General features: G+C 67.9%; 16 protein-coding genes. 4 read left to right on the top strand and 12 right to left on the bottom strand.

The features are described 5' to 3' along the window. Positions 1–286 precede the first annotated feature (286 nt). Positions 287–2,311 carry a DUF6541 family protein gene (locus tag CFN17_RS18970; protein WP_208749219.1) on the bottom strand — a complete coding sequence of 675 codons (2,025 nt, stop codon included), beginning with the start codon at positions 2,309–2,311 and terminating at the stop codon, positions 287–289. A 78-nt stretch (positions 2,312–2,389) separates the two neighbouring features. Next, positions 2,390–3,259 carry a glucose-1-phosphate thymidylyltransferase RfbA gene (gene rfbA / locus CFN17_RS18965; RefSeq protein WP_208749218.1) on the bottom strand — a complete coding sequence of 290 codons (870 nt, stop codon included), beginning with the start codon at positions 3,257–3,259 and terminating at the stop codon, positions 2,390–2,392. A gap of 153 nt (positions 3,260–3,412) precedes the next feature. Here rfbA and CFN17_RS18960 point away from each other — a divergent pair, with 153 nt between their 5' ends. Next, positions 3,413–4,495 (top strand): acyltransferase, encoded by a 1,083-nt coding sequence (locus CFN17_RS18960; RefSeq protein WP_208749217.1) that lies wholly within the window; start codon positions 3,413–3,415, stop codon positions 4,493–4,495. Between the two features lie 43 nt (positions 4,496–4,538). Here the strand turns inward: CFN17_RS18960 and CFN17_RS18955 are convergent, their stop codons facing one another. The 7 genes from CFN17_RS18955 to CFN17_RS18925 form a co-directional block, all read right to left on the bottom strand. Next, positions 4,539–5,447 carry a glycosyltransferase gene (locus tag CFN17_RS18955; protein ID WP_208749216.1) on the bottom strand — a complete coding sequence of 303 codons (909 nt, stop codon included), beginning with the start codon at positions 5,445–5,447 and terminating at the stop codon, positions 4,539–4,541. A 16-nt stretch (positions 5,448–5,463) separates the two neighbouring features. Next, positions 5,464–6,558 (bottom strand): NAD(P)-dependent oxidoreductase, encoded by a 1,095-nt coding sequence (locus CFN17_RS18950; RefSeq protein WP_208749215.1) that lies wholly within the window; start codon positions 6,556–6,558, stop codon positions 5,464–5,466. Between the two features lie 24 nt (positions 6,559–6,582). After that, a complete protein-coding gene (locus tag CFN17_RS18945; protein WP_208749214.1) occupies positions 6,583–7,470 on the bottom strand; it encodes a glycosyltransferase family 2 protein in 888 nt (295 codons plus the stop codon). Position 7,471: 1 nt separating this feature from the next. Beyond that, the gene (locus tag CFN17_RS18940) at positions 7,472–7,888 is read right to left on the bottom strand and encodes a DUF2304 domain-containing protein (protein ID WP_261792278.1); all 417 of its coding nucleotides are present in this window, start codon (positions 7,886–7,888) and stop codon (positions 7,472–7,474) included. 2 nt (positions 7,889–7,890) lie between these two features. Further along, complete coding sequence (locus CFN17_RS18935; protein ID WP_208749213.1) at positions 7,891–8,640, bottom strand: glycosyltransferase family 2 protein; 750 nt, start codon at positions 8,638–8,640, stop codon at positions 7,891–7,893. Positions 8,641–8,717: 77 nt separating this feature from the next. After that, positions 8,718–9,674 (bottom strand): glycosyltransferase, encoded by a 957-nt coding sequence (locus CFN17_RS18930; RefSeq protein WP_208749212.1) that lies wholly within the window; start codon positions 9,672–9,674, stop codon positions 8,718–8,720. Continuing rightward, the gene (locus CFN17_RS18925) at positions 9,661–10,896 is read right to left on the bottom strand and encodes a polysaccharide biosynthesis protein (RefSeq protein ID WP_208749211.1); all 1,236 of its coding nucleotides are present in this window, start codon (positions 10,894–10,896) and stop codon (positions 9,661–9,663) included. The genes CFN17_RS18930 and CFN17_RS18925 overlap by 14 nt, the downstream gene beginning before the upstream one ends. Before the next feature lie 87 nt (positions 10,897–10,983). On the opposite strand from CFN17_RS18925, the gene CFN17_RS18920 reads away from it, so the two are divergent. Further along, positions 10,984–11,733 (top strand): glycosyltransferase, encoded by a 750-nt coding sequence (locus CFN17_RS18920; protein ID WP_208749210.1) that lies wholly within the window; start codon positions 10,984–10,986, stop codon positions 11,731–11,733. On the opposite strand, the gene CFN17_RS18915 is transcribed toward CFN17_RS18920, so the two are convergent. After that, positions 11,730–13,502 carry a GH25 family lysozyme gene (locus CFN17_RS18915; RefSeq protein WP_208749209.1) on the bottom strand — a complete coding sequence of 591 codons (1,773 nt, stop codon included), beginning with the start codon at positions 13,500–13,502 and terminating at the stop codon, positions 11,730–11,732. The two genes, CFN17_RS18920 and CFN17_RS18915, sit on opposite strands and share 4 nt — an antisense overlap. Before the next feature lie 151 nt (positions 13,503–13,653). On the opposite strand from CFN17_RS18915, the gene rfbB reads away from it, so the two are divergent. Continuing rightward, complete coding sequence (gene rfbB / locus CFN17_RS18910) at positions 13,654–14,652, top strand: dTDP-glucose 4,6-dehydratase (protein ID WP_208749208.1); 999 nt, start codon at positions 13,654–13,656, stop codon at positions 14,650–14,652. Positions 14,653–14,655: 3 nt separating this feature from the next. After that, on the top strand, positions 14,656–16,080 hold the full coding sequence (locus tag CFN17_RS18905; RefSeq protein ID WP_208749207.1) for a bifunctional dTDP-4-dehydrorhamnose 3,5-epimerase family protein/NAD(P)-dependent oxidoreductase: 1,425 nt from the start codon (positions 14,656–14,658) through the stop codon (positions 16,078–16,080). 81 nt (positions 16,081–16,161) lie between these two features. Here CFN17_RS18905 and CFN17_RS18900 read toward each other — a convergent pair whose 3' ends face one another. Together CFN17_RS18900 and CFN17_RS18895 are read right to left on the bottom strand one after the other, a co-directional pair. Beyond that, positions 16,162–17,814 (bottom strand): DUF2142 domain-containing protein, encoded by a 1,653-nt coding sequence (locus CFN17_RS18900; RefSeq protein WP_208749206.1) that lies wholly within the window; start codon positions 17,812–17,814, stop codon positions 16,162–16,164. Then, positions 17,811–18,878, bottom strand: a complete 1,068-nt coding sequence (locus tag CFN17_RS18895; protein WP_208749205.1) for a substrate-binding domain-containing protein — start codon at positions 18,876–18,878, stop codon at positions 17,811–17,813. The genes CFN17_RS18900 and CFN17_RS18895 overlap by 4 nt, the downstream gene beginning before the upstream one ends. Positions 18,879–18,898: the final 20 nt, after the last annotated feature.

Genomic DNA, 18,898 nt, shown 5'->3' with positions numbered 1-18,898 from the left:
CAGCCCGCGCCGGCGCCACCGGCCCCGCCGGCAAGGGCAGCCAGCGCGGCAACAGACGCGCCGACGGCCGCCAAGGCCTCCCCGCTCTCAGCGCTCCACCCCGCTCGACTCGACCCCGCTCGACTCGATCCCGCTCGACTGAATGCCGCCCTGCGATCCATACCCACAGCATGACAGGGGGCACTGACATTTAAGACAGCACGGGCTGACATCCGGAGCTGGGTGACTCTGGCGGCGATGGACTACGTCCCAGCCCTGGAAATGCGCGGGCCTTGATCGAGCACACCTAGGTTCCGCGGCAGGCCGTCACTTCGTAGAGCCGGGCGCCGCCTTCGGCCAGGACCAGCCTGACGGCGAGCGAGTTGTTCAGGTGCTCCAGCCCGGGGAACGGATGATCGCCGAAGTGGACCTCGTTGGAGCCGAAGTCCAGGACGTACCGGACTTTCGTTTCCTGCAGGGCTGCGCATACCGCGGGATCTCTGTCGGCGTCGCGGAGGCTCCGGTTGAGGGTCTCGACGGCGGCCGTGTTGGCGGTCAGGATGTGCTTGGCGGTGGTCTCCCGGTTGGCCAGGGCGTACGCCAGCGCCCCGCCCGTCCACGGGTTCACGGCAATGGCCGCGTCCGCGGGAACAATACGGTCCAGCTGGTCAATGACTTTCTGCTCGTCCGCCGTGATGAGCAGCGAATGGTCCGACTCCCGGTAGGCTATGCGGGCCGAGCCGATCGCGTACCGCAGCGAGGGCACCTGCGAGGCGGCCACGGCCAGAACCAGGACACCGCAGACGACGGCGTAGGCAATCCCCGAGCCCTGCGCCACGTGCGGGCCGCCGGTCCGGGCCTGCCGCGCCGCGGCGCGCCGGTCACCCACGCGCCGCAGCCAGGCGGCCGCCGAATCGACGCCGACGGCGGCGAACGGCAGCACTGTCAGCGGCAGGAGAGCGGCGATCCGGTTGCTGTCGTTGTACCAGATGCCGGTCAGGGCGCTGCGCAGGTCGCCCTTCATGGTGCCGGAGACGACCACATACAGCACGGCGATGATGAGGAATCCGGCGATCATCCAGGTCCTGCCGCCGCGCCGCCAGCAGACGAAGAGGCCGAGCAGCATCAGGAAGCTGACGCCGACCGCCGCGGGCCGGTCGATGGCGCCGTTGGTGAGGATGTCGAACACGGCACCGCGCGGCGTCTGCACCGGGCCCCAGAACGCGGCGTCTTCAGGCGGGCGGATGGCGGTCCACAGTACGACCAGGGCCACCGCACCGGCTGCGAGGCCTGCGGTTGCCGCGATCCAGGCCGTGCGATGCCGGGCCCGGTGTGCGCTGTCGCGCAGGTAGCGGGAGTATTCCTGCAGGATGATCGGAACGGAGAGGACCAAGAGGGACATGAATCCGTTCGGGTGGGCCAGGGCAAGTCCCGGAACGATCACCAGCGGCAGCGTGAAGCGTGGCAGCGGCGGCCATTCCAGCTGCCGCGCCACGTGGAACAGCAGCGCAATGGCGGCCAGGACGGCTGGCAGCATGCTGATGGCGAGAAAGTTCGGATACAGGACGCCGAAGTCCAGTAACAGGAGCGGGAACGGGGCGAACAGGGCGGCGAGGATCCCGGCGGCGCCGACGGCGACGGGCCGGTCACCTGCGACTGTCCGGGTCAGCATCATGCAGCCCAGCGGCCACACGACCGCCGCCACGGCCATGTTCAGGATGTTGACGGCCGCCGGGATCGGCAGGCCCGTCAGTTGGATGAGGGCGGCGGCAAGCCCGTGCCACGCGGCGGGGTAGAAGTACGGTGCGGCGTCGCCGCTGGTCATCTTCGACATCGTCAGCGACGAGGCGCTGCCCGTGTCCAGGATGTACCGGACGCCGTTCAAGTGGAAGACGTTGTCAAAGGTCTGGGAAAAGCTCTCCGGCGTGCCGAAGGCCAGGGCGAGCTCCACAAGGACCATGGCCGCACCCGCGGCGAAAGCCGCGGCAACCCAGGCCGTGCTTCGCCTCCGCGGCTCCTGTGCCCCAGGCTCGTGGGCCCCCGGCACGGCAGTGAAGGAACGCCACAGGCCGCTGCCCTCGCGGGCGCGGCGAAACCCGAGGACCGCTGCGGACAACAGGGCGCCTCCGGCCATGACTGCGCCCGCCGACCACGGGATGGAAATGAACGGCAGGAGCACTGCCAGCACGGCCGCGATCGAAATGGTCACCGGACCGGCCAGGGCGGCGGCGGACAGTCCCCGCAGGCCCAGGCTCAGTGTCACCAGGGCACCCGGGAGCAGCAGGAACAGCACAGCCGCCAGCAGGTACGGCAGCGTCTCGGGCCAGCTCAACGGTTCAGTTTCGGGGCAGTGCGGGCGCCGGCAGGCGCCGCCCCGCGGGCGGCGGGGACGTCAGGACAGGCGGGCACGTCAGATGGTCTGGTCCAGCAGTCCCAGCAGGTAGGATCCGTAGCCGCTCTTAACCAGGGGCTCCGCACGCTCGCGAAGTTCGTCGTCGGTCAGGAAGCCCAGCCGCCAGGAAATCTCCTCCGGCGCGCCGATCTTCAGTCCCTGGCGGTTCTCCACCGTGCGGATGAAGTTGGAGGCGTCGCTGAGGTCATCGAAGGTTCCGGTGTCCAGCCAGGCGGTCCCGCGCGGCAGGATCTCGACCTGTAGTTTGCCGCGTTCCAGGTAGGTGCGGTTGACGTCGGTGATTTCCAGTTCACCCCGGGGGGAGGGCTTGAGGTTCTTGGCGATGTCGATGACGTCGTTGTCGTAGAAGTACAGGCCCGGCACGGCGTAGTGGCTGCGCGGGTTTGCGGGCTTTTCCTCGAGCGAGAGGGCCTTGCCGGCGTCGTCGAATTCCACCACACCGTAGGCTTTGGGGTCCCGGACCCAGTACCCGAACACGGCTCCGCCGTCGATGTCGGCGTGCCGGCGCAGCTGCGTGCCCATGCCCTGTCCGTAGAAGATGTTGTCACCCAGGACCAGGGCCACGGTCTCGTTGCCGATGTGCTCCGCGCCCAGCACGAACGCCTGGGCCAGGCCGTCCGGTGAGGGCTGCTGGACGTAAGTGAGGTTCACGCCGAACTGAGAACCGTCGCCCAGGAGGCGCTGGAACTGTTCCGCGTCATGCGGCGTGGTGATGATGAGGATGTCACGGATGCCTGCGAGGATCAGCGTCGACAACGGGTAGTAGATCATCGGCTTGTCGTAGACCGGAACGAGCTGCTTGCTGATGCCGAGGGTGATCGGGTGAAGCCGGGAGCCGGTACCGCCGGCCAGGATTATTCCACGCATGGGCCCAATCCTCCCGCACGGGAGCCTGTGACAGCAAACCAGCCGGCACCGGAGCCGGAAGCCGAAGGGCCCGTGCAAGGTAGAATTGGGGCTGGACTGGATGACCCGGGTTAACAGGTGACCGAGGATTTGAGCGACGAAGGACATCAGGATTTGAGCGCAGCTGTACTGACACCCAAGGCAAAGCCGGCCCCCAGCGTCGGGACCCGGCTGGACCCGCGGAAGAACAGCTTGAACCTCATCAGGCTCGTTCTTGCGTTCATGGTGCTGCTCGCGCACAGCTGGCACATTGTCGGCGCCGGCAACGGCTGGGGGTTCCGCGGCGAAAACCTGGGCGGCTGGGCGGTGGCCGGGTTCTTCGGCATCAGCGGCTACCTGATTACCGCGAGCCGGTTCAGCAGCGGCATCGGCCGGTATCTGGTCCACCGTGTTGCCCGGATCTTCCCGGCGTTCATCGTCTGCCTGATCGTCATGGCCTTCGCCTTCGCTCCGGTTGCCTACGTGATCCAGCACGGATCCCTGCACGGCTTCCTCCAGACGGCCACGACCCCGTTGAATTCCATCTTCGCGAACCTGTCCCTGCGGATTGTCAGCTACGACATTGCCGGAACCCCCGCCGGCGTGCCGTATCCGGGTGCCTGGAACGGCTCGCTCTGGACCCTGTATTTCGAGTTCATGTGCTACCTGCTGGTAGCCGTGATGGGGTTCATCCCGCTGGTCCGGAAGTCGCCGTGGCCGATCATCGCCGCGTTCGTCGCCAGCGTGGTCCTGTGGGCCAACATTGAAACCCTCAAACCGTTCCTGCAGTCAAACCTGGACTTCGAACTCGCCGCCCGACTGGTGCCCTACTTCCTCGGCGGAGCCGTGGTGCAGGTGCTCAGTAACAAGATCGGCATCCACAAAGTGGCCGGGCCGGTGGCGATTGTGCTCGCTGCAGCGTCGATCTTCCTCGTGGACGGGTTCGGCGGCCAGCTCGCCGCACCGTTCATTGCCTACGGGCTGCTGTGGATCTCCACCTGGCTGCCCCAGCCGGCCATCGTGGGCCGCCACGACATCTCCTACGGCGCGTACATCTACGCGTTTCCGGTCCAGCAGCTGCTGGCGGTCTTTGGGGCGTACCACTGGGGCGTGGCGTGGTTCACCGTGGCGGCCACCCTGTGCACCATCCCGATCGCGGCGGCGAGCTGGTTCTTCGTCGAGCGTCCCGTCATGCGGCGGGCCAGGAACGCCGGCTGACCAGCGCCAGGCTGACCGGCGCAGGCTGAGCGGCGCCGGCTGACTAGCGGCGTGCGCGCCGCCCCGAGACACCGCGAACGCCGTCGGCCACCCCGCGGAAAGCGTTGGCCAGGCGGATGCCGCGGCCGGGGGCGAGCACGGTGACGATTGCCAGATGGCGGTAGTCGGCCAGGAAGCCCTTGGCCGTCCACGCCGGGAAGCGCCTGCCGTATTGCCGGGCCAGCAGGATCCGGTTCCGGAACAGGTAGTAGTAGCGCCAGTCCGCGGCCGTCCGGACCGTCAGCGGCCGGCCGCCGACGGACACATCCCGGCCAAAAACGTTCGCCGCAGCCGGGCTGCCGAGGGCGTGGTTCAGTGCCGCCTCCGGTGCCAGCACCGTGCGGAGCCCGGCGGCTTCGCAGCGGAGGTAGAACTCGCTGTCCACGCCGTCGATGAACAGCGGGGCCTGGAAGAGGCCCAGCCGTTCAAGCACCGGCACGGGAATCAGCAGTCCCGACTGGATGGGTTCGCCGCCCAGCTGGATGCCGTTAATGACCGGCCCGCGGCGCACCGGCAGGCCGCGGACCGACGCCGGGGCGACCATGCCGACGTCGACGCCGGCTTTCGCGGCGGCAGCCGCCGCCGCGAGCAGCGCGTCGACGTAGCCGGGGTCCAGGAGCGAGTCCTGGTCCATCGTCAGGATGTAGTCGGGCTTCGTGCCGGCGGCGGTGGTGTCCGCGGAGAGCGCCGCGGTGATGCCCGCATTGAGTGCGGCGGCGATACCGGAGTTCTCGGCGAGCCGCACCACCGTGCAGCCCATGGCTTCCAGCCGGGCCAGAACCCGGGCGGGGTTTTCGGGGCTTCCGTCGTCGACGACCACCACCGAGTCAACCTGGGCCAGCAGCGCGGCGGCGTTCGCCAGCACGGCGTCGTCGGGGTTGAACAGGGAAACAACGGCGGCAGTCCGGGGCACGGTGCGTCGCTCCGGGTCAGGCAGGCTGGACGTCGGGCTGGGCGTCGATCCAGGTGGCGAGGCGGTTGATCCCCTGGGCGAGATTGTACTGCGGGGTCCAGCCGAGGACTTCCTTGGCCGCCGTAATGTCCGCCCAGGCGTGCCGGACGTCGCCCTGCCGGTACTGGCCGGTGACGTGCGGGGCGGGGGCGTTGTAGTGCTTGGCAATGAGCTCAGCGGCGGTGCCGATGGTCTGGAATTCACCGGAGCCGATGTCCATTGCCTCACCCTGGACCGTGGGGGAGACCGCGCCGGCAACAATCGCGGAGGCGACGTCGTCGATCAGGACAAAGTCACGGCGGACTTCGCCGTCCTCGTACAGCGGAATGGACTTGCCGCCCATCGCCATGCGGCAGAACAGGCTCATGATGCCGGTGTACGGGTTGATCAGTGACTGGCCGGGACCGTACACGTTCTGCAGTCGCAGGATGACGGTTTCCACGCCGTAGGACTTCGCCCAGGCCTGCAGGACGTGTTCCTGGGCCAGTTTCGTGGCGCCGTAGACGCTCACGGGGGCCGGGAAGGTCTCGGAGGCCTTCATCGGCAGCGGGGTGGCGCCGGGGAAGTCCCACTGGGACTGGTCCAGGGTGGCGCTGGTGCGCTGGCCCGGGTAGAACGCGTTGCCGTTGGCGTCGCTCCAGGCACCCTCGCCATACACGGCGCGGCTCGAGGACAGGACGATCCTGCGCGGGAGCTTGCCGTGGCGGTTGAGGCCGTCCAGAAGCTGGGACGTGCCGACCACGTTGACGTGGGTGTGCCGGGTCGACTCCTCCAGCGACTGGCCTGTTCCGGTCTCCGCCGCCAGGTGGATCACGACGTCGGGGGTCACCCGGGCGAGGACCGTGTCCCACGTCCGGGCTTCGGCGACGTCGGCCACGATCAGTTCCGCCCGCGCGTCCAGCTCCGCGGGACGTTCGCCCGTGGCGTGGATCTGCGGGTGAAGGCTGTCCACCACGACCACCTGGTCGAAAGCGTCGGCTAGGGCGGTCGAAATGGCGCAGCCGATGAAACCGGCGCCGCCGGTCACCAGGACAGTGCCGCCGGGGCGTGCGGAAGTTTCGGAAGGAGTCACAGCGGACCTTTCGTTGCGGGGCGTTTACTTGCCGAAGGAGTGGCGCACGAGGGCGCCGACGGCTGTGGAGTTGCGGTCCAGGACGGCCCGGGGCAGCAGCGAGAGCGCGTGCGCCCGGGACGTGAGCCGCAGCCTGGCCGCGCGCCTGGCCCGCCGCCAGCCGAGCGCATCCGCCTGCTCCGCGGAGAGGGCGAAATACTCCCGTTCGCCGGCGAACCGGGAACCGTCGACGAGCTTGGTCGAAGAAGCGCTGTTGGAATGGCGGCGGTACTGGAAGCACACCGTGGGTTCGATCAGCAACTGGTCGCCCTTGTAGATCATGTCCATGATGAGGGCGAGGTCCTGGATGATCGGGAATCCGTCGCGGAAGTCGACTTCGCGGATCTTGTCGGTCCGGAAGGCCAACGACGGCCAGTACAGCCAGTCCCCGTGCATGAGGTTGCTGGCGATGGCCTCGCCCGCGATGAGCTGCTTGCCGCGGCCGCGGGGCCGGACGATCTTCTGCTTGACGGAGTCGGCCAGCGTGGCCACGACCTGGCTCTGTTCGTCGATCACCTGCACGCCCGGCTGGATGATCGCCGCATCGGGGAAACGCCGGTGGGCGGCGAGGACCACGTCGACATAGTTCGGCAGCAGGACGTCGTCGCAGCCGAGGATGACCATGACCTCCTGGCTGGCCATCCCGACGCAGGTGCGGTAGTTCTCCGTGATGCCGGCGTTGGTGTCCTTGCGCACGTAGCGGACGCGCTCGTCGTCGATCCCGGCCATGAAATCGGTGATCTCCCGGCCGGGGTAGGCGTCGTCGACCACCGTGAGGAGCCAGTCGCCGTTGTCCTGGGCCAGTACACTGCGGACGGTTTCCTTCATGTAGCCGGGGTCGCCCCAGTAAGGAATGAAAATATCAAGGGGCATCTTAAGAATCCGAGCTTTCGACGGGACGTTCGGTGGTGTGGGTGCCGGCGGGGGCCGCCGGGGCAGCCGGTCCCGGGCGGTGTTGCTCCAGGGACTCGAGCTGGGTGCGCAGGATGGCAACCTCCTCGGCGAGGGTCCTGGTTTCGTCTTCAACGACCGAAATTTCCCATGACAGGTGAAGGCAGACGCCCAGCAGCATCAGGATGCTCATGGCGAAGAGCAGATTGGAGGGTATCTGGACGCCGACGTATTCGGCGACGATGTTCAAGAGCCGGGGGAAGGCGGCGAGGACCAGGGTGGCGACGCCGACGATCAGCCAAAGGACGGCATACTTCTCCCGGAGCTTCTTGCGCCGGAGCATCTCGATGACCAGGGCCACGATGGCAAGCGCCAGCAGGAATGCTGCGATATTTCCCATCCCTAGGCTCCTGCGGGTTCAGCGGCCCGGGCGGCCAGTCGGGTGGGTTTCCGGGTGAGGGCGAAGAGCAGGGCGAACACGGACCTTCCGAGGTAGATGGCGGCCTTGACGGGGTTGTGGCTTGGTTTGCCGCCCTGGCGTGCCCGCATTTCCACGGGCACCTGCGTGACCGTGCAACCCGAGCGGATGGCCACGACGAGCGAGTCAATGGTGTCGCCCAGGTATTCGGCGGGATAGTGGTCGAGGTACTGCGCGATGGCGCGCCCGTTGGCGGCCCGGAAGCCGCTGGTCACGTCCGTCAGGCGGGTCTTGGCGAGGCCGGAAATGACCCTGGCCAGCAACTGCATGGCCCATTTCCGCGGGCCGGTCACCTTGTAGTCGCCGCGGTCGGCGAAGCGGGCCCCGATCGAGATATCCGCGTGCTCCAGGCCGGCGAGGACTTCGTCGATGTTCCGGGGATCGTGCTGGCCGTCCGAGTCGACCTGGATGACCTGAACGTAGCCGAGGCGCTGGGCGTACTTGAAGCCCGCCCGCATGGCGCCGCCGACGCCGAGGTTGAACGGCAGGTTCAGGACGGTGGCGCCGGCTGCGGCTGCTGCCTCGGCGGTCGAGTCGGTGGAACCGTCGTTGACGACCAGCACGTCGTAACGGGCGTTCGTGTGGAGGACTTCCCGCACGGTGTTGCCAACAACGGCGCCTTCATTCCAGGCAGGCATGATCACCAAGACGCGCGGGGAGGGTAGGGGTTCCATATCGTCCAAACTATATCAATTGCGTGCAGGGTCCTTGCCGGAGCCGGCGACCCGGGCGGCGCCGGCCGGCGGCCCCTTCAGCGCAGGCGCTGTTCCAGTTCCGCCGGGATCCGGCCGGTCGAGCCGCGCAGCGCGTCCCTGAATCCCGCGGCAGCGGCGCGCAGGAGCTTGCTGCGGCCGGGGCTGAACGTGAAACGCAGGATGTGCGCCTTCAGCTCCTCCACGAGGCGCCGGAACACCCAGCCCGGAGACCTCCGCAAGTAGCGCAGGGTCAGCACCGTTCCGTTCCGGCAGATGTAGTACACCCGGCTCGGCGAGTGGTAGTTGTAGGAAATTTCCCTGCCGAGGACCCGCACCGGCCGGCCGAAGAGCCGGCCGGGCTCACGCCGGCCGAGGTCGTGGGCGATGTCACAACCGTCGCCGACCAGGACGGCGAGCCCTGCCGTGCGGGTGCGCATGGTGAATTCGGAATCGACGCCGTCGATGAACAGGTCCTCCTCGAACGGTCCCAGCCGGTCCAGCGTGGAGCGGGGGATGAGGAAGCCGGACTGCATCGGGTCGAAGGCGTGAACGAACCGGCCCTCGGCGTGCATCACGGGGATGGGGTGTCCGCTGTAGGACGAGGCCGTCACGAACCCCACGCCCAGTCCGGCGGCGGTGGCGCTGGCGTAGGTGTCCAGGCCGCGCCGGACGTAGTCGCCGGCGGGGCGTGAGTCCTGGTCCAGGGTGAGGAAGAAGTCCGGGTTCCAGCGGGCTCGCGCCTCCGCGACGCCGGCATTCAGCGCGGCGGCGATCCCGGAGTTTTCCGGTTGGCGGACCACGGTGGCGCCGGCGTCCGCCAAAGCTGCCAGCACGGATGCGGATCCCTCGGGTGATCCGTCGTCCACGACAACGATGTGCTGCACCTGCTCCCGGAGGGCGCGGACGGTGCCGGCCAGGGACGGGTCGGGTCGGTACGCGGCGATGACGGCGGCAACGCCGGGGGACGGCTGATTCGGCGTCGGACTATTCGGCGTCGGATTATTCGGCGACAACGGGCTCCATGCTTTCTTTGGCGAGCAGCTTTGACCCCGGGATCAGCAAGGTCACGAACAGGATAGCTTCGCTCAGGGCCATGCCCAGTGCGATGCCCGGGGCGCTGCCCAGGGACCCGGCGTAGATCATGGCCGCGACGCCGACCACGGCCGAGATCAGCGTCCAGCGCAGCACGAGGCCCTGCTGGCCGGCCGGAATGAGCAGGTTCCGGATAAACGGGGTGCTGGCGCTCAGGAAGAGGAAAGCGATCCCGTAATAGAGGCACAGCTCGGTGGTCGCCTGGGCCTGCCCGGCAAAGAGGAGGCTGCTGACAAACGGGCCGGCCGCCGTCAGGACCGCCGCGCCGGCCACGCCCAGTCCGATGTGGGACCAGATGGCGGCCAGTTGCCTCCGCTTGCGGCCGGACACGCCGCGTTCCAGGGTCCAGCCCTGGAACGCATTGCCGAGGGCCACCACGGTGAACAGCCCGAACCGGTACAGTGTGTCGGCCGTGGCCAGGCTGCCCGAGGCCGCCGGCGCGGTGGTGGCCGTTGCGATCGGGGCCGGGGTGGAGGCATAGGCGTTGCCGGCGAGGCTGATGCCTGCTGTCCGGCCTTGGGCGCCGAGCTCGCGGAACGCGCCGCGAAGATCGCGGGGCCACCATTTTCCTCCCGGGGAGAAGGTCCGGTGAAAGACGATCAGGGAGGCAATGCTCATGGCCGCGATCAGGGCTGTGTAGTACCAGAGCTGGTGGCTGACCAGCAGGACCGGGACCGCCAGGGCCGTGGCGATAAAGCGGGGGACGGTGTCGTAGACGGCCAGCAGCCGCGGCTGTCCCAGCCCGATGCAGAACCACGACGGCGACATCCCGGCGACGGTGACCGCCCACGCCATGGCCGCGGCCTCCCACCGGAACGCGGGAACGGCGACTAAGGCGGCGGCAGCCCCGGCCGCGGGCAGGGTCAGGACCAACAGGATCAGCCGGGTCCGGATGCTGCGCAGGTAGACCGCGGCACGTTCGGCGCTGCCGTTGGCCCGGGCGACGGCGACCGGCCCGTCCACGTTCCAGCCCCACATCAGGACGGTGGCGGCGAAGGTGCCGATCGCCTGCCCGGAGATGACACTGGAGATTCCCTCGCCGCCGACGAAGCCGGAGATGACCGGCAACAGCAAAAGGGGGGTGATCAAGGACAGCAGGGGCAGGACGGTGAACCCTGAAAGTCGCAGCAGTACGGTTCTCATTCGCGCCGGAATCCTGGTTTCTTAGACATCGTCCCTCGATCCTACGGGATGCCCGGGCCCCGTCCGTGGTCCCCTAGGATGGTGCAGATGAACGATCTGAACGGGTTGCCCGGCGCTCCGCTCCGGGCCAGCATCTGCATGGCGACGTACAACGGCGCGGACTTCGTGGAGGAGCAGCTCGCCTCGATCCTGGCCCAGCTGGGCCCCGACGACGAGGTCGTGATCGTGGACGATGCGTCCACGGATGACACCGTCGCGCGGATCCGCAAACTCGATGATCCCAGGATCCGGCTGATCGGGGCCGCCGCCAACCAGGGCTACGTGCGCTCCTTCGAGCAGGCAGTGCAGGCCAGCCGCGGCGGTGCGATCTTCCTGGCCGACCAGGACGACGTCTGGATCCAGGGCCGGCTGGACACCATGCTGGAGGCGCTGCGGACGCACGCCGTCGTGGCCAGCAACTTCGATGTGCTCGGCGGCGGCGATCGTCCGCGGATTCCCCGGCTCCGGGCGGCCGACAGCGGCCGCCACCGCGCCAACCTGTGGGGCATCCTGGTGGGCTACCGCGCCTACTACGGCTGCGGCATGGCGTTCCGCCGGGAAGTCCTGGGCAGTTTCGCCCCGGTCCCGGCGTACCTGCGCGAATCGCACGACCTCTGGCTCGCGATCCTCGGCAACACCGCAGGGTCGATCCGTCACCTGGACGCTTCGACCCTGCTGCGGAGGCTGCACGAGTCCAACGCGACCCCCCGCGGGTGGCGCTCCCTCCGCGTCATCCTGGCGGCCCGGGTGGTCCTGCTGCGCCTCATGATCGAGGCCCGCCGAAGGCTGCGTTCCTAGAAGTAGGAGATATCCACCGTCCGCTTGGTGAGGCTGTTGGTCAGCTGCCAGCTGTTGCCCCGGACAATGCCCACGGTGGTCAGCCGGTCCCCGTTCCAGTCGCCCGTGACGGGGCGGTCGGTACTGATCCCGAAGGCGATGAAGTTGGACACCACCGGGGACTTGATCCGGTTGCTCAGCCACCATTCGCCGTTGCGCCAGACTCCGATGCTCGTTTTGCCGTCGCCGTCCCAGTCGCCGAGAATCGGCGTATCGGACGGGATGCCGAATCCGGTGTATTCGTTGACCACCGGATTGTTGATGTTGTAACTGACCTGGAAGCTGGAGTTGCGCCAGATGCCGATCCCGTCCCGGCCGTCGCCGTCCCAGTCGCCCACGATCGGGGTATCGGATCCGACGCCGAAGCCCACGACCTTCGTGATGGCCCGGGTGTTGACGTCATCCGCAAGCCACCACACGCCGTTCCGGAAGACTCCGATGCCGGCGGTGCCGTCGCCGTTCCAGTCGCCGACGACCGGTTTGTCGCCCGGGTTCCCGAACCCGAAGCAGCGGCGCGGGGCCGAGGGCATCTGCAGGCACCAGAATCCGTCCTTGAACCAGCCGGTGTAGGACTTGCCGTTGCCGGCCCACTTGCCGCTCAGCAGGGTGGCGCCCGGAATGAGGCCGATCGGATAGGTGTCAGGCGTCGCCGCGAGTTTGCGCAGCAGGTCCGAGGAACCGTTGAAGACGTTCTGGTCGCCGGGGAACGTGGCCTTGACTGTCTGGGACGCGTCGGCGTAGGCGTTGGCGTACTGCCAGACCGTGTAGGTGGGCCAGCCGCCGGGCACAGCAGGAGCGTTGGTGTAATACGACGCCAGCCACAGCGGGTTCGTCTGGCTGAACTCGCTCGTGTTGCCCAGGCAGTCGCGCCAGAAGTAGTAGCTGGTGTAGATCATGGCCTGCTTGTTGGTCAGGCGGTACACAGTCTGGGTGAAGTCCCGGACCCACGTCGCCATCTGTGCGGGCGTCTTCCCGTAGCAGCGGTTGAGGCCAGCGTAAGGGTTGTCCTCAATGTCCAGGACCGGCGGCATCGTGATGCCGTCGGGGGACCAGCCGCCACCGTTGGAGACGAAGAACTGGGCCTGGGCGGCGCCGCCGGAGACGTCCGGGCGGCCGAAGTGGTAGGCGCCGCGCAGCAGGCCGACCGAACTTGCGCCCGTGTACTGGGGCCCGAACTGGCCGTTGACGTAGCTGGTGCCCTCGGTGGCCTTGACGTAGGCGAAGCGGGCGCCGTTGGCCTTGACAGAGGACCAGTTGACACTGCCCTGCCAGGAGCTGACATCCAGGCCCAGCGGCTGGCCGCGGGTGGCCATGGGCTGCTCGGCCACCCAGGGGTCGGTCGCCTGGGTGACGGGGACCTGCTGCGTCCTGGCCATCGCCGCAGACGCCGTCGCCGGGTTCAAGCCGGCCCGGCCCATCCTCGCCTGGCCCTGTTCCGGCGGGGACGCGGCTTCCGCCGTGGCCACCGGGGCCGCGGAGGACGGCGCCGCCGGCGCGGTGGCCGTGGACTTCACGGGCGCCGGCGCGGACGGGCTCTTCGTCGCCGTCGCGGTTGGTTTGGGGCTTGCCGACGCCGTGGGGGCCGGGGTCGCCGACGCCGTCGCGGCGGAGGGAGAGGGGCTGGGCGCCGGTGCCGCGGAAGCAGGGGTGGCCCAGGTCAGCGCCAGTGCGAACGGAAGGCAGAGTGCCGCGGCGGTCCGTAGTTTGTCGGTTTTGATAGTCGTCACCATTACTCCGGAGGATCTGGACAGAGGCCAGAATCACCCCCGTATGTGCGTAAAGAGTAACCAATCGCCCTCATTGTTACCACTGGGGCCAGTGATGCCGCTGGTGCGTCCGGCGCCGGAAGGGGAGAATTTCAGCAGCCGGTAAGCTGGCCTAATGCAGAAATTCCTCGTCACCGGCGGCGCCGGTTTCATCGGTTCCAATTTTGTCCACTACGTACTGGCGAACACCGACCACCACGTCACGGTACTCGACAAGCTCACCTACGCGGGCAATGTGGAGTCGCTGAAGGGCCTCCCCGGCGACCGGTTCCGGCTGGTGCAGGGCGACATCTGCGATGCGGGTGTCGTCGACGGCCTGGTAGCCGATGCCGACGTCGTGGTCCACTACGCCGCCGAATCCCACAACGACAACTCGCTGCATGATCCCCGCCCGTTCCTGGACACGAACATCATCGGCACCTACACGCTGATCGAGGCGGCCCGGAAGCACAGCAAGCGCTTCCACCACATTTCCACCGACGAAGTCTACGGCGACCTCGAGCTCGACGATCCGGACCGCTTCACCGAAAGCACCCCCTACAACCCGTCCAGCCCGTATTCGTCCACCAAAGCGGGTTCGGACCTGCTCGTCCGCGCCTGGGTGCGCTCCTTCGGCCTGCAGGCAACCATCAGCAACTGCTCGAACAACTACGGCCCGTACCAGCACGTGGAGAAGTTCATTCCGCGCCAGATCACCAACGTGATCGACGGCATCCGCCCCAAGCTCTACGGCAAGGGCGAGAACGTGCGCGACTGGATCCACGCCAACGACCACTCCTCCGCCGTCCTGGCGATCATCGCCAAGGGCCGGATCGGCGAGACCTACCTGATCGGCGCCGACGGCGAGAAGAACAACAAGGACGTCGTCGAGCTCATCCTCAAGCACATGGGCCAGGCGCCGGATGCCTACGACCACGTCGTGGACCGGCCCGGCCACGACATGCGCTACGCGATCGACTCCACGAAGCTGCGCGAGGAACTCGGCTGGGAACCGCAGTTCTCCAACTTCGACGCCGGCATCGAGGACACCATCGCCTGGTACCGGGATAACGAGGACTGGTGGCGCCCGCAGAAGGCCGCGACCGAAGCCAAGTACAAGGAACAGGGCCAGTAACCAATGTCGATCGAGTTCTCGAAGAAGCTCACCGCGCACGAAACCCCGATTCCCGGCGTCGTCCTCTATGACCTTCCGGTCCACGGTGACAACCGTGGCTGGTTCAAGGAGAACTGGCAGCGGGAAAAGATGGTGGCGCTCGGCCTGCCGGACTTCCGGCCCGTGCAGAACAACATTTCGTTCAACGAATCGGCCGGCACCACCCGCGGCATCCACGCCGAACCGTGGGACAAATTCATCTCCGTGGCCACCGGCCGGATTTTCGGCGCCTGGGTGGACCTGCGCGAGGGGCCCACGTTCGGCACCGTCTTCACCGCCGAAATGGACCCCAGCCAGGCCATCTTCATTCCGCGGGGAGTGGGCAACGCCTTCCAGACGCTGGAGGACAACACCGCCTACACCTACCTCGTCAACGACCACTGGTCCGCCGATGCGCAGGGCCAGTACACCTTCCTGAACCTTGCCGACGAAACCGCGGCCATCGCCTGGCCGGTGCCGCTGGAGCAGGCCGAGCTCTCGGACAAGGACAAGGCGCACCCGCGCCTGGCGGACGTGGTCCCGATGCCGCCGAAGAAGATCCTCGTGGTCGGCGCCGACGGCCAGCTCGGCAAGGCGCTGCGGAAACACTACGACGGCGTTGCGTCCGTCGAGTTCGCCGGCCGGCACGAGTTTGACCTCGGCAGCGAGGACGCCTTCGCCGGACGCAACTGGAAGAACTACTCCGCGATCATCAACGCCGCGGCGTACACGGCGGTGGATGCCGCCGAGACGGCCGAAGGCCGTGCCGCCGCCTGGGCGGTGAACGTCACGGCAGTTGCACACCTGGCGCGCACCGCCGTCGAGCACGACCTCACGCTGGTGCACATCTCCTCCGACTATGTGTTCGACGGAACGCTCGCCGCGCACGACGAGTCGGAGGCCGTGGCCCCGCTGGGTGTCTATGGCCAGACCAAAGCCGCGGGCGACGCCGTCGTCAGAGTGGTGCCCCGGCACTACATCGTGCGCACCAGCTGGGTGATCGGGGAGGGCAACAACTTTGTCCGCACCATGGCGTCACTGGCGCAGCGGGGCATCGAACCGTCCGTCGTCGACGACCAGATCGGGCGGCTGAGCTTCACGGAGGACATCGCCGCGGGCATCGCCCACCTGCTGGAGTCCGGCGCCGGGTACGGCGTCTACAATCTCAGCAACGACGGCGAGCCGCAGTCCTGGGCCGAGATCGCCGCTGACGTCTACGAGCTCGCGGGCAAGCCGCGGGACGCCGTGACCGGAGTCAGCACCGAAGAGTACTTCAAGGGCAAGGCCGTCTCGCCGCGCCCGCTGAACAGCGCCCTCGACCTGGCCAAGATCAAGGCCGCCGGGTTCATTCCGCCGCTGTCCTCCGCCCGGCTCAAGGAGTACATGAGCGCCGGGATTTCCGGGCACTAGCACCGCAACGGCGGGATGCCCGCCAATGGAAAGACCCGTCCGCGCGCTTTCGCGTGGACGGGTCTTTTTGGTGGGCCGCGGTCAGGCCGGCACGGTTGCGGAACGCTTCCGCCTGGCGACCCGCGGCCGCTTCGGGAGCAGCGCATGGCCCGGGAACAGGTAGCTGAACAGCTTCGCGGCACACAGCAGGACCGCCGCGGTGAAGGCCAGGGTGAGCACCTCCCAGGTCAGCGGCGGCTGCCAGCCCGGGACGGTGAACATGGTCTGCCAGTTGGCCGTTTCCTGGAGCCCCACGACGTAGCGCCGGAGCACATTGGCGAAGGCATAGGCGTGCGCGACACAGCCGGCCAGCAGCAGGATCCGGGCGATGGTCCGGCTTTGCGGCCGCCGCCCGAACGGGCGGAACCGCATGGCCAGCCCCGCCGAGATGACCGCGATCGTGAACAGCGGCAGGCTGTAGCGGCCCTGCCAGATGAACCCGGTGATGTTGATCAGCGCGGACTGCACCACAGCCGGGACCACGGCCAGCAGGCCGACGGCCACCCAGAACGCGGCCTGGAGCCGGTAGGGCCGCACCAGCAGCACGGTGAGCATGAGTCCCATGAGCAGCATGTTCCAGAACATGTGCACGGCCTGGGGAACCGGCGCATCCAGCCACCCGGCGACGCCGATGTACTGGCCGGTGAAGTCAAAGGTCTTGTCCATCATGGTCAGGAACGCGTTGTACGGGCGGACCTCGCCGTTGACGTTGGAGATCCCGGCCGGGGCTTCGCCGGCAGAGGCCGGCGCCCTGAACATGAGGAAGTTCCAGGCCACGCCCAGGACGATGCCCACGGTGGCCAGCGCCGTCACCGCCAGCACCAGCCGGTTCCTGAAGATCGCGACGACATCCGCGCGCCGGAAGAACAGGCAGGCAACGATGGCGCCGCACAGTAGCCACAGCAGGGACACGTTGCGGGTGTTGGCGAGTGTCGCCGCCGCAATGCCGACGGTCAGGATTCCCGCCCGTGCCCGGTTCAAATGCCGCGAGTTCTCCAGCACGGACACCAGACCGCAGAACGCCGCCATGGACGCTGCGATTTCCAGCGAGTTCGGATTGATGCCGCTGCCCAGGAACAGGACCATGGGCGTGGTCGAAATGGCGGCCGCGACCAGCGGCCACTTGGGGTGGCGCAACTTGGACAGGGCCGTGAAGCCGGCGGCGTAGAAGGCTGCCGAGAGCAGGCCGCTGACGATCCGCATCGCGAAGATCGCCGGGGCTCCCGACATGAAGAGGCTGGGCAGGCCGACAAGCCAGTAGTAGAAGGGGTTGTAGAGGCCGGCCGATGTCACGCCGATGGTGAGGTCGTTGTCATCGAGGGGGATCGCCGGGGCGCAGCCTGCCGGCTTGGTCACCTGGAAGGGGAAGCACATCTGTGCCTGCACGTTGGCGATGTAGGACGGAACCTGCACGTGGACCCCGTGGCCGTAGGATTCGCCGGGCCCCGGGAAGAACTGGCCGCGGGCGACGGCGGCGGCCTTGATGGTGTGCGAGGGCTCGTCCGGATAGGCCATGAGCGGCGTGGCCAGGATCCACAGGGTGAAGAGCAGGGAGAGCAGGCCGAAGACCGGGAGGAAGAATCCCAGCCTGCCCCGGATGGTCGGCGACGGCGCGAACCGCCGCGCCTTGCCGGTCCGGGTGCCGGGTGCGGCGCCGGCCGGTGAGGGGCGTTCAGCCTCGGTTGCGTGGGTCACTGTGCGTCCCCGATCGTGTCAATCAGATTCCTGGATTCCCGCACGGCCTCTTCGCTGGGCGAGGCGACATTGGCGAAGTAGCTCGAGGACACCTGGCCGTCGGGGCTGAGGACGAATTGCCCCCAGGATTTCACCAGCGTGCTCAGCTGGTGGTTCGAGTATTCGCGGCAGAACGCCTGGTACCCGACGACGCCGAGGGCATAGCCCTGGTCGCTGGTGGCGGGCAGGGTGAACTCAACCCCGGTGGGCAGCGTCTTGGTGCTGCCTTCCTGCGCGGCGACCGCGGCCGAGTCCTTGGACATGCGCACGTAGCTGCCGCCGAAGGAGAGCAGCGCGGTCTCGAAGCGGGTGCCGATCGAGCCCAGGTCCATGAAGGCGATGCCCCCGGCGGTCTTGTCGACTTTGTCGGCGAGGTCGGAGTGCTTCTTGACGGTCACGGCGTTGTCGTTGTTTATCTTCGGCCAGGTGTCCGCGGCCCCCGTGGTCCAGGCGGGGTCGGCGCTGAGGTATTTGGTGGCCGCGGCCGTTTCCGCGCTGGGCTCCGTGGCCACGATGGGGGCGATGTCGTCGGACGGAAGGGCGATATCCGGGTTGAGGCCGGCGATTTCAGGAGCGTCCCAGCGGGTGATGGTGCCGGAGAAGATCCCGGCCAGGACCGCGCGGGTCAGCTTGACGTTGCGCAGGCTGGGGTTGTTGAGCGCGACGCCGATCGAGGTCACGGACACCGGAACGGAAAAAGCCCCGGCGGGCCCGCACACGTCCTTCGTCCGGTTCTGCTGCTCGGGCGTCAGCGGGGCGTCCAGCGCCGCGAAGTAGGCCTGGCGCGTGGCCAGGGCCGTGAGCCCGACGTCGGACCCGTCCGGGGAGTAGTTCAGCGATGTGGCGGTCAGGTCCTTGCTCCAGGCGTTGCTCCAGGCCTCGATGGGTCCCTTCTGCACAGGCGTTCCGATCGCCGTGAGCGAGCCCCTGACTTCGCTGACGGGAGCGCCGCCGGAGCAGCCGGTCACCCCGATTCCCAACAGCAGAATGCAGGCGAGAGCTCCGCCCGTGGACCGATTGCGCAAAGAAAATCCCTTCCTGTTCC

Origin of the sequence: Arthrobacter sp. PM3 (assembly GCF_003352915.1) — a bacterium.
Lineage (GTDB): Bacteria > Actinomycetota > Actinomycetes > Actinomycetales > Micrococcaceae > Arthrobacter.
The sequence above is the reverse complement of the archived record's forward strand: the minus strand, read 5'-3'. Positions and strand labels throughout refer to the sequence as shown.